Genomic DNA, 8,408 nt, shown 5'->3' with positions numbered 1-8,408 from the left:
CGGAGAACTCTGAACCTCTTGCTCTTCCATGCCGACCTCCTCTCCAGAGGGGTCAGTTCCTCATGGCGTCAGGGGGGCAGTTTGTCGTGGCGCCTGACAAGAATTAATGGGATGGTCCGCCCCGTCTCCCCGCCTCATTCTATCGAGGCATCGTGCGAAGAGGAGACCAGCATGACCCAGCGCAACAAGCCCCGTGACGCGGCTGTTTTCGGGATCGACATCGGCAAGAACACCTTCCACGTCGTCGGGCTGGACGGCACCGGGGCGCCAATCCAGCGCGCTACATTCCGGCGGGACACGCTGCTGCAGTTCTTCGAGCGCGCAGCGCGGACCGTGATTGGGATGGAAGCCTGTCCCGGCTCCCAGTGGCTCGCCCGCAAGCTGAAGGCTTTCGGACATACGGTGCGCATCGTCCCGGCCAAGTTCGTGAAGCCGTACGTGAAGTCCAACAAGAACGACATCATCGACGCCGAGGCGATCGCCGAGGCCGTGACACGCCTGACGATGCGCTTCGTCGAGATCCGATCACCGGACCAGGTCGACCTGCAAGCGCTTCACCGCGTCCGCGATCGCCTCGTTGCCCAGCGCACGCGCGTGATCTGCCAGATGCGGGCTTTTTGCCTCGAGTACGGGATCGCGATGCATCAGGGAGCGGGGAAGTTCAAAGCCGACCTTCCCCGCGTGGTTGCCGACAAGGAGAATGACCTCAGCCCGGCGATGCGGCGATTGCTCACCGAGCTATTCGACTACCTCAAGAACCTCGAGGGCCGGATCAAGGAGGTCACCGGAGAGATCGAGGACGTCGCTGCGGCCGACGATACGGCGCGCCGCCTGATGACGGTGCCAGGCATCGGGCCGCTCGCCGCGACAGCTCTGCTGGCGGCGGCCGGTCGGGGTCTGCAGTTCCGCAAGGCCCGCGACATGGCGGCCTGGATCGGCCTCGTGCCGCGGGAGTACTCAACCGGCGGCAAGACGACCTTGCTAGGCATCAGCAAGCGAGGGAGCTCGTATCTGAGACGCCTCCTCATCCACGGTGCCCGATCGTGCCTGCTCCATCTGGACCGGTCCCGCGATCGGCTCGGGAGCTGGATCGACGGCTTGCAGAGCCGGATGCACAACAACAAGGCCACCGTGGCGCTCGCCGCCAAGATGGCCCGCGTCGCCTGGGTGGTGATCACCAAGCCGGGCGCAACCTACGAGCGGCGTGGGCCGGTGGCAACCTGATCCACGCCTTCGACCAGCTGCGAGGCACGGGATAGTGATGACGAGACAGTTGATCGGCGCACCGTAAACTCTGGGCAAAAAAGCGGGCTTTCAGCCCGAGCCAGTTATTCGAGAACGGGGCGCGCGGATCTCATCATGGCCTGGCTGCAAAAACAGCCCACTCGCGAGAGGCCGGATACATTTATGCAGACTGGATCGTCAGACCGAACCTGAACCTTGCAACGACGGGGCGGACCATACATTTTTTGTGAGAAGATCCTTCAACGCGACATTGTCGAGCATGGCGTCGGCGAGCAGGCGCTTCAGCTTGGCGTTCTCGTCCTCGAGCGCCTTCAGACGCTTCGCCTCCGACACGTCCATGCCGCCGAACTTCGCCTTCCAGGCGTAGAACGTGGCACTGCTGATCCCGTGCTTGCGGCAGACATCGGCAGTCGAAACGCCCGCCTCCTGCTCACGCAGCACGGCGATGATCTGCTCCTCACTGAACCTCGATCGCTTCATGGTCCGGTCCTTCCTTCGGTCCGGACTCTAGCCTCATCTGGAGGACATCGCAGGGGTCACAGCACTCGGACAACAACACGATCGCCTTCGATCGCGATCCCGTCGACCATCAATCCTGAGGGAACCAAGCTCGCTGGCCGAAATCGCTGCTTCATCATGCTGATTCCTTCTGGAAACCAGCGTCAGAACACCCCCAACCTGCAGCGAAACTGAGTCAGACCCAAACTTGCACGCCGAAACACAGGATGTGCTGTTGCGCGGCACGCGTCGGCGTTTCGGCGCATCTGGTCGTGGGCGCCGTCGGCCCAGTGCAAAATTAGAACGATCTCGGACGTGGCATCGTCGATATCGGCAACCACTTCGTGGATCAAGATGCCGACGATCCGCTTCTTCAGCTCGGCATCGGTCGTCGGCGCCGACCACATGGTTTGCAGCTGCCAGGCGAGCAGGCCGAGCGTGGCGGGCTCAATGCTCGCCGCGGGCCTCGCGGCGTCATTCGATAACGCTGTGGACCGCTTCAGCGGCCGATTGACCAGCGCCGACAGGGTAAGCGCATCCAGGCTTGGGAACGGGCCACGGTCGACCGAAGATCGTTAGCACATGATGCGCGTTCGAACATCCACCCCGGAACCTCGAGCCCGCGGTCTTGGTGGCTGCCATTGCGACATACCTGACTCATAGGGAACATCGAAGTGTGTGGGGCTGATCTGCCGTGTTAGAGATTGGTGCTGAAGCCTTTTCGGACAATCTGCTATGCGCCCTCTGCTCTATGCCTCGCCAAACTTACTGATGTCCAGGTTCCGTTTCATGCTGCTGCTACCGCGCCTGCTGTTCGTTCATGCGATCATCATAGCTATTTTGGGCGTTTTGTTTGGCCGGCAGATCCTTGAAGCACAGTTCGGTATTATCGACGACCATGAAATCGTTTGGTTCCTCGGCAATAAATCCAGTTTAGCGTGGGCTGATATCCTGTCGACTGTCATGGACAAGACGGAGGTTGGGAACCCTTTCGAGTCGCAACGGTTCCGCCCCTTCTACTATCTTGCGAGAGCGACTGAGGCCGCGCTTTGGGGCGACAGCGCCTCCTTATGGTATGCGGCGCGGTTTCTGATGTTCGCAACATTTATCGGATGCCTTCTCGAAGGCGCGCGCCGCCTCGTTGGACTGTGTGCGGCTCTCGCGCTGCTTGCGTATGTCGTCATGCTGCCGTTCTGGTCGGGCATATGGGATCGGCTCGGCCCCGCGGAGATTTACGCTGCTTGCGGGCTGGGTATATGGTTCGCAAGTAGCACTTCGCTCCTGATCGATCAGGTCCCTCGAAGGCGCTCCTTCCTAGGCTTGACCATCGGTACATTCATGATGTGCGGCAGCAAGGAAACGCTGCTCCCGTTTGCGTTGCTCAGCATTGCTCTGCTCGTGATGCGTCGCCATGCGATGCCGACCACGAGGTGGTATCTCGCGATGATCGGGTGCGCTCTTCCCGCCGGCATCATTGCATCCGTTATGGTTCTTCAGCTTGGCGCAACCGGTAAGGATATATACGGTAACAGCGTCGGCTTCGGCGGCAGGACAGATCTCCTTATCGACGTCGCCAAACAGATCATTGTCTCCGCGACTGGATTGACGGCTGTTGCGGCGATCGCTTGGCTGTGGTCGGAGCCGGCGCAGTGGAGAAGGGCCACGATGGCGTTTGCCGCGGCATCGGCGTCGATACTGCTCATTTTCGCTTCGCAAGCCGTTGTTTATGGCCGTGGGACCGCTATGACGGGGCGTTACGAGTTCCCAGCCCTGATCTGCCTTCCGGCGCTTTGGCTTGCGATGACCGCCTATCTCGGAAGCGTGGACCGTACTCAGGGCGCATATTTGCGACTGCGCCAAGCAGCCTTCATGATCCTGGTAATCGTCACTCATCAACTTTTCACGCCGGAGGGAGACCGGTCCCGCGTCAATGCGGCCGAACTGATTTCGGCCGTTGAAACGAACGTCGAGACCACACAGCGATTTGCTAATAGCCTAAAAAAGGTGGTCAGCCAGAGCCGGAACGATCCATCGCGTCCGATCATTCTCGAATGCCGTGGAGGGCTCTCCTATGAGCCAATCGCCTCTGTGGCGCGCTTCTTACGCCATGCCAACGTTGAAAACCCCATCGCGATCCGGTTTAGTCGTCTGAGCACAGACCCGGACAGCGATTTTTTTAACGCACTCTCATCCACGATAGAACTATTGCAAGATCAAGGTCTCGAAGCGCGGGGCGACGATCCCTACAAGTTATTGCAGGTGTTGTTGAAGACTTTTCAGGCAGACAGAGGTCGTGGCGCAATGCGCCTTGTGCCGCTCAAGCAGATTGATGCCCGCGAGCAAGCGATCGTCTGGCCATTGAATTGACTGACTCGGTCACACAAGCTCCTGCATACCTTACGCCCTCGCTACATGCACGATGGGGTCTGTCGCATCTCAAAGGCCGTCCCAATCGCCGGCCTGAATATGCCATGTGCGCCTCCATTCAGCACTCGTAGCGCTGGTCGGAGTCGGAGCGCCGGCAATCTTCGCTAAAAGCGTCATGCGCTTTGGCTGCAGCGGCCTTGGTACTCGCAGCATTGTCGGATAGGTGGGGTGTTCGCCGACCGGTTGGGCGTCAATTGTCATGATCACGGGCAGGCCTTGCTTGCGCGCCTCGCGGTCGAGTTGGCTGAGCAGTCGAACGACCGCAGCTTCTGTTCCAAGCAGGTCCATGATCACTGCGATGGGAAGGACGTCGTTGAATCGTCGGAAGATCAGAACGCCCTCTGGATTGTTGGCTGCGCCCTCTATCAGAACCGTATAGGTCCGGCTCGGGCAATCCAGATAACGCCAATTGAGATAATCGGCGTCTCGTGCGACGTGCATGTCGTGGCTGCCCAGATGCAACAGATCACCAAAAAAAGAGAGGGGCTTTACAAGCCGATTTACGGATGCTCGGCTCCACCAGAGTGCTGGGCGTGCAGAATACGCGAGGTCGACGACGGCAGTGAAGCCTTGGTTAAGCAGCTCTCTGCGTGAGTTTGCATTAGGGTAGCATAGGACAACGTCACCTGCCGGTAGTGAGGCGACAAGAGCGGCGAGGCAATCCCGGAATAACCCTTGCCCCCTGTGTGGCAACGCCGTGACGATATCACCGATCTGCCAAGCGCGCCGCACCCCGGCGTTGCGGTCCTGGAGCCGCAGAGGGGAAGCGGACACCATCGCGATTGGTACACCCGACCGTTCGACAACCGCCAGAACCGATTTTCCAGCGGGCGACGAGTACTTCCAGCTGAGAAAATCCGGCGTCAGTTCGCGCTTGATCGTTGCGGCGAAGGCCGAGCCAGAGAAACCGTCTTGCAACAGGAGCGCAAACGCAAGTTCGGAGCCTTCTATGCTCGCAACGACGCGCGGCGTTGTCATCCGCTCGCGCTGGTCGCTTGAAGAGGGCGCTCCCACACCGACAGGGTTGCGAAGGAAAAGAAGCGTCCTATCGCACTTTCCAGAAAGGGTTTGTCCACTGAGAACGCACGGCGAACTGCGCCCAAGCCCCCGAGATTTAGCCGCGGAAAAGCATCGGGATTGTAATACAAAACATACGAAAGAAGCCCTGGATGGGTGATGCGCAGCCGACGCAATCCAGCATTCTCAAACATGGCGAACAGTTCCCCGCACCCGAAGTCACGTTCTGTTCTCTCGTCGAATAGGGAATTGCGCCTGTAAATAGCCTCGCGGATCTTGCGGGATACGACGTTGCCTGATGTTGGCTCCAGATTGATGAAGATGCCTCCAGGTTTCAGTGCTCGCGCCGATTTTTCGACGACCAAAGCTGCGTAATCGGGCACGTGATGGAGGCCGCCGAGTAGAATAACAATGTCGTAATGTCCAGGCAGGGGGTCGAATTTTGTTGCGTCCGCTGTCCAGCAGTTAATTTGTGGGTGCTGATCTTTAAGTAGTTCTATAACTTTTTCGCTGTAGTCATACCCGGAGTACTCAACGTTATCGCACAAATACCGCTCGATAATCGATTTGCCGTCAGCAAATCCGCAGAGGGGTTCCAGAACTTCAACTTTTTGGCCGCGAAATCGGTCCATGCCACGCAAGGCATGGGCCCACATAAGGTCCTTCAAGAGCAGATGATTGGCGTTCCGGCGAGCCGCCTGGTACCTACCGGCGATTGAGTTGAAGTGCTCGCGCTGACGCTCGCGCAGGTCTTGATCGGCCATCTCACAGCTCCATCGGGCGCTCACGCCCGGAATATCAACGGGACCGCCAACAGCATCATGGCGATGCCCAGCATCTGGCTTCTGCTGATGCTTTCTTTCAGGAAGTACCAGCCGCACAATTGCGTGGCTATTATCAGGCAACCTGCGGCGACCGGGAACGCCTTCGACAACGGCACGCGTTTCAAGAAGAGCAGCCACAGGCCGAAGCCGGCGCCGTAAAGCGCAAATCCTACCCAAGTCATCGTGTCGGTCAGCTCCGTCCGGAGCTTCATTAGCGTTAGCCCGGAGACGCTGACGCCGACATAGAGTGCAAGCAAGAGCAAATGTTGCCAGGCGATCACGGCCGCGCCTCGCGGTGAGGCAGAGTGGCTTCGGAGACGACAAAGGCCGGACGACGACGGCTCTCGCGGAGGACGCGTCCAAGGTATTCGCCGATGACACCAAGTACGATGAGCTGAAGAGCGCCGATAAGGTTGACGCAGACGATCACTGACGCCCATCCGGGAATGGCGTCTCCATTCACGAAGAGACGCCAGAGTGCATATGTAACGTAAATGACCGTTAGGGCTGCCACGAAACCGGCGAGTAGAATCGAAATTCTGAGCGGCAGCATGCTCTGAGCAACAATTCCAGCCGCCGCTAGTGAAGTCATCTTGCGCAGGGTGTATTTGGTGTTTCCGTGCAGGCGTTCCGCGACGTTAAACTCGACATTGGCCGTTCGGAAGCCGAGCCACGGAATCATCCCCCTGAGGAAAAGATCCGCTTCGGGCATATCGTTGATCACGTTCACGACACGTCGGTCGAGCAGGCGAAAGTCGGCCATGCCGGGACTAACCGTGACTTCCCCGAGGCGGTTGAGGATAGCGTAGAATGCCCGCGATGTCAGGCGCTTGAACGCCGGAATTTGGATACTGTCATTGCGCTTCGTCGTGACGATATCGTACCCCTCCCGCCATTTTGCGATGAGCTTGGGCACGACCTCTGGAGGATGCTGATGGTCGGCGTCGATCGAGATGACAGCGGCGCCGTTGGCATAGGACAGCCCCGCGCGGAGCGCTGCTTGATGCCCGAAGTTGCGCGATAAGCGCACGTAACTGAGATTGGTGGTCTCCGCGATGAGCTCGCGCATGACATCTGCGGTGGTATCCGTGCTCCCGTCGTCGACGACGATGATCTCAAACGCCTTGCAGTCCGCGAGTATGTCCCTCAGGTGCGCCACCAAACCCGGAATATTGGCGGCTTCGTTAAACGCTGGAACGACGACAGAAATTTCAGTTTCAAAGTTTCGCACGGGCGTCGTGTGGGTATTCATGTGGCTCTGGCAAAGAAAGGCTTCAACACAATTTCTCCGGCCGATCGACGACCTCGACTTGCGAGGCGGCTTACGCGTATGCGCAAGCCACAGCAGCGGCAAGCCATCAAACCGATGCCATACAACAAGCGGCCCTGTTTTAAGGAGAGCGTAGTCACCGGTCAATGTCGCGGATACGGCGCGATGGTGGCTCGTCGCAAGGAACTGCCGTTCAGTGGTAGGAGCCTGTCCCAATGATGGCGTGGACGGCTGTGGTGCGGCGTGATCTAGTGGCGCATGGCCGGTGGTGCTTCGCTCACGGGATATCGACTAGGGTTGGCTTCTGCCGGCTTCCGTGCATGATTTTGCGCCACCGGATCACTGCGCATTTCGTTCGGGTCACGGGGCGGGAGAGTCACGATCGTTCGGCCGTCCTCGACAGCGACATCGAGGAACGGAGTTGCCCGCCTTGCTATCCGGGATAATTGCGGCGCTGCTTCTCTACGCCTACTGCGTAGACCTCCGCGCTTCGCGGCAGTTTGCGGGCACCTGCGAGGAGGGGCTAGAAGGTGACGGCGGTGACCGACGGGACCAGCCTGGCTTTCGTACCATCGTGGATTTCCGCCCGCGCTGCCTCCCGGCGTAGGGCCTCTGTGCGTGCAGCCTCTGCGGTTGGCGGCACAGTGTCGAAAGCCGCAGGCCGCGGTCCTGGTCAATTCAGGTCACGGCCTCACTGCACCGGCATAGGCTGGCCTGCCTTCCTGAAGTTAAAGATTCGGTGTTCAGACCTGAGAATTGCTACAGCAACGCAGTGGCCGAGAGCGTCGTGGATCTGCTCGCGGGCAAGCGAAGCTGCCGGAAAACGCATCTGGCGCGCGAAAGAGGCAAGGCAGAGCGTGATCAATTGGATCGAGATGTTGTGCAATCCCAAGCGCAATCACGTCAGGGGCTGGATGCTGTCACTCGTCGATTTCGAACGATAGCATGATATCTTGTCCGACGGCGTCTACGAAACTCGAGGTATTCATCGAGCGGTGAGTGCTTGAACAATTGCCTCTTTCGATGAGATGTGGGATTTGCGCATCGCTGCATCGGTCACCTCCGATCGAACGGGCGCGGGGCGCAGCGTCGGCCAGGCTGGAGCGGCGCAACTGGAGAGCGGTATG

General features: G+C 59.2%; 8 protein-coding genes and 1 pseudogene. 2 read left to right on the top strand and 7 right to left on the bottom strand.

Annotated elements, in window-relative coordinates:
- Positions 1–171: 171 nt before the first annotated feature.
- Positions 172–1,224 (top strand): IS110 family RNA-guided transposase, encoded by a 1,053-nt coding sequence (locus tag ACFPN9_RS24330; RefSeq protein WP_377817798.1) that lies wholly within the window; start codon positions 172–174, stop codon positions 1,222–1,224.
- A gap of 237 nt (positions 1,225–1,461) precedes the next feature.
- On the opposite strand, the pseudogene ACFPN9_RS24325 reads toward ACFPN9_RS24330, so the two are convergent.
- Positions 1,462–1,725, bottom strand: a pseudogene (locus tag ACFPN9_RS24325) (transposase); the annotation flags it as partial.
- A 182-nt stretch (positions 1,726–1,907) separates the two neighbouring features.
- Positions 1,908–2,150 (bottom strand): hypothetical protein, encoded by a 243-nt coding sequence (locus ACFPN9_RS24320; protein WP_377817796.1) that lies wholly within the window; start codon positions 2,148–2,150, stop codon positions 1,908–1,910.
- 382 nt (positions 2,151–2,532) lie between these two features.
- Between ACFPN9_RS24320 and ACFPN9_RS24315 the strand changes: the two genes are divergently transcribed.
- Positions 2,533–4,110 carry a hypothetical protein gene (locus tag ACFPN9_RS24315; protein WP_377817795.1) on the top strand — a complete coding sequence of 526 codons (1,578 nt, stop codon included), beginning with the start codon at positions 2,533–2,535 and terminating at the stop codon, positions 4,108–4,110.
- Positions 4,111–4,179: 69 nt separating this feature from the next.
- On the opposite strand, the gene ACFPN9_RS24310 is transcribed toward ACFPN9_RS24315, so the two are convergent.
- From ACFPN9_RS24310 to ACFPN9_RS24290, 5 genes are all read right to left on the bottom strand, one after another.
- Positions 4,180–5,148 carry a hypothetical protein gene (locus ACFPN9_RS24310; RefSeq protein WP_377817794.1) on the bottom strand — a complete coding sequence of 323 codons (969 nt, stop codon included), beginning with the start codon at positions 5,146–5,148 and terminating at the stop codon, positions 4,180–4,182.
- Positions 5,145–5,951 carry a class I SAM-dependent methyltransferase gene (locus ACFPN9_RS24305; RefSeq protein WP_377817793.1) on the bottom strand — a complete coding sequence of 269 codons (807 nt, stop codon included), beginning with the start codon at positions 5,949–5,951 and terminating at the stop codon, positions 5,145–5,147. Before ACFPN9_RS24305 ends, ACFPN9_RS24310 begins: the two co-directional genes overlap by 4 nt.
- A gap of 20 nt (positions 5,952–5,971) precedes the next feature.
- Positions 5,972–6,292, bottom strand: coding sequence for an SMR family transporter (locus ACFPN9_RS24300; RefSeq protein WP_377817792.1), 321 nt, complete (start codon positions 6,290–6,292; stop codon positions 5,972–5,974).
- Complete coding sequence (locus ACFPN9_RS24295) at positions 6,289–7,263, bottom strand: glycosyltransferase family 2 protein (protein WP_377817791.1); 975 nt, start codon at positions 7,261–7,263, stop codon at positions 6,289–6,291. Before ACFPN9_RS24295 ends, ACFPN9_RS24300 begins: the two co-directional genes overlap by 4 nt.
- A 938-nt stretch (positions 7,264–8,201) precedes the next feature.
- The coding region (locus ACFPN9_RS24290; RefSeq protein ID WP_377817790.1) for a hypothetical protein at positions 8,202–8,408 on the bottom strand (207 nt) is incomplete at its 5' end.

This window comes from Allobosea massiliensis (assembly GCF_042655245.1).
In the GTDB taxonomy this organism is placed as follows: Bacteria; Pseudomonadota; Alphaproteobacteria; order Rhizobiales; family Beijerinckiaceae; genus Allobosea; species Allobosea massiliensis.
This window is presented reverse-complemented; position numbering and strand designations above follow the sequence as displayed.

Coding starts and splice junctions, on each gene's coding strand:
- ACFPN9_RS24330 (WP_377817798.1), top strand. CDS start 172: ATGACCCAGCGCAACAAGCCCCGTGACGCGGCTGTTTTCGGGATCGAC.
- ACFPN9_RS24320 (WP_377817796.1), bottom strand. CDS start 2,150: ATGTGGTCGGCGCCGACGACCGATGCCGAGCTGAAGAAGCGGATCGTC.
- ACFPN9_RS24315 (WP_377817795.1), top strand. CDS start 2,533: ATGCTGCTGCTACCGCGCCTGCTGTTCGTTCATGCGATCATCATAGCT.
- ACFPN9_RS24310 (WP_377817794.1), bottom strand. CDS start 5,148: ATGACAACGCCGCGCGTCGTTGCGAGCATAGAAGGCTCCGAACTTGCG.
- ACFPN9_RS24305 (WP_377817793.1), bottom strand. CDS start 5,951: ATGGCCGATCAAGACCTGCGCGAGCGTCAGCGCGAGCACTTCAACTCA.
- ACFPN9_RS24295 (WP_377817791.1), bottom strand. CDS start 7,263: ATGAATACCCACACGACGCCCGTGCGAAACTTTGAAACTGAAATTTCT.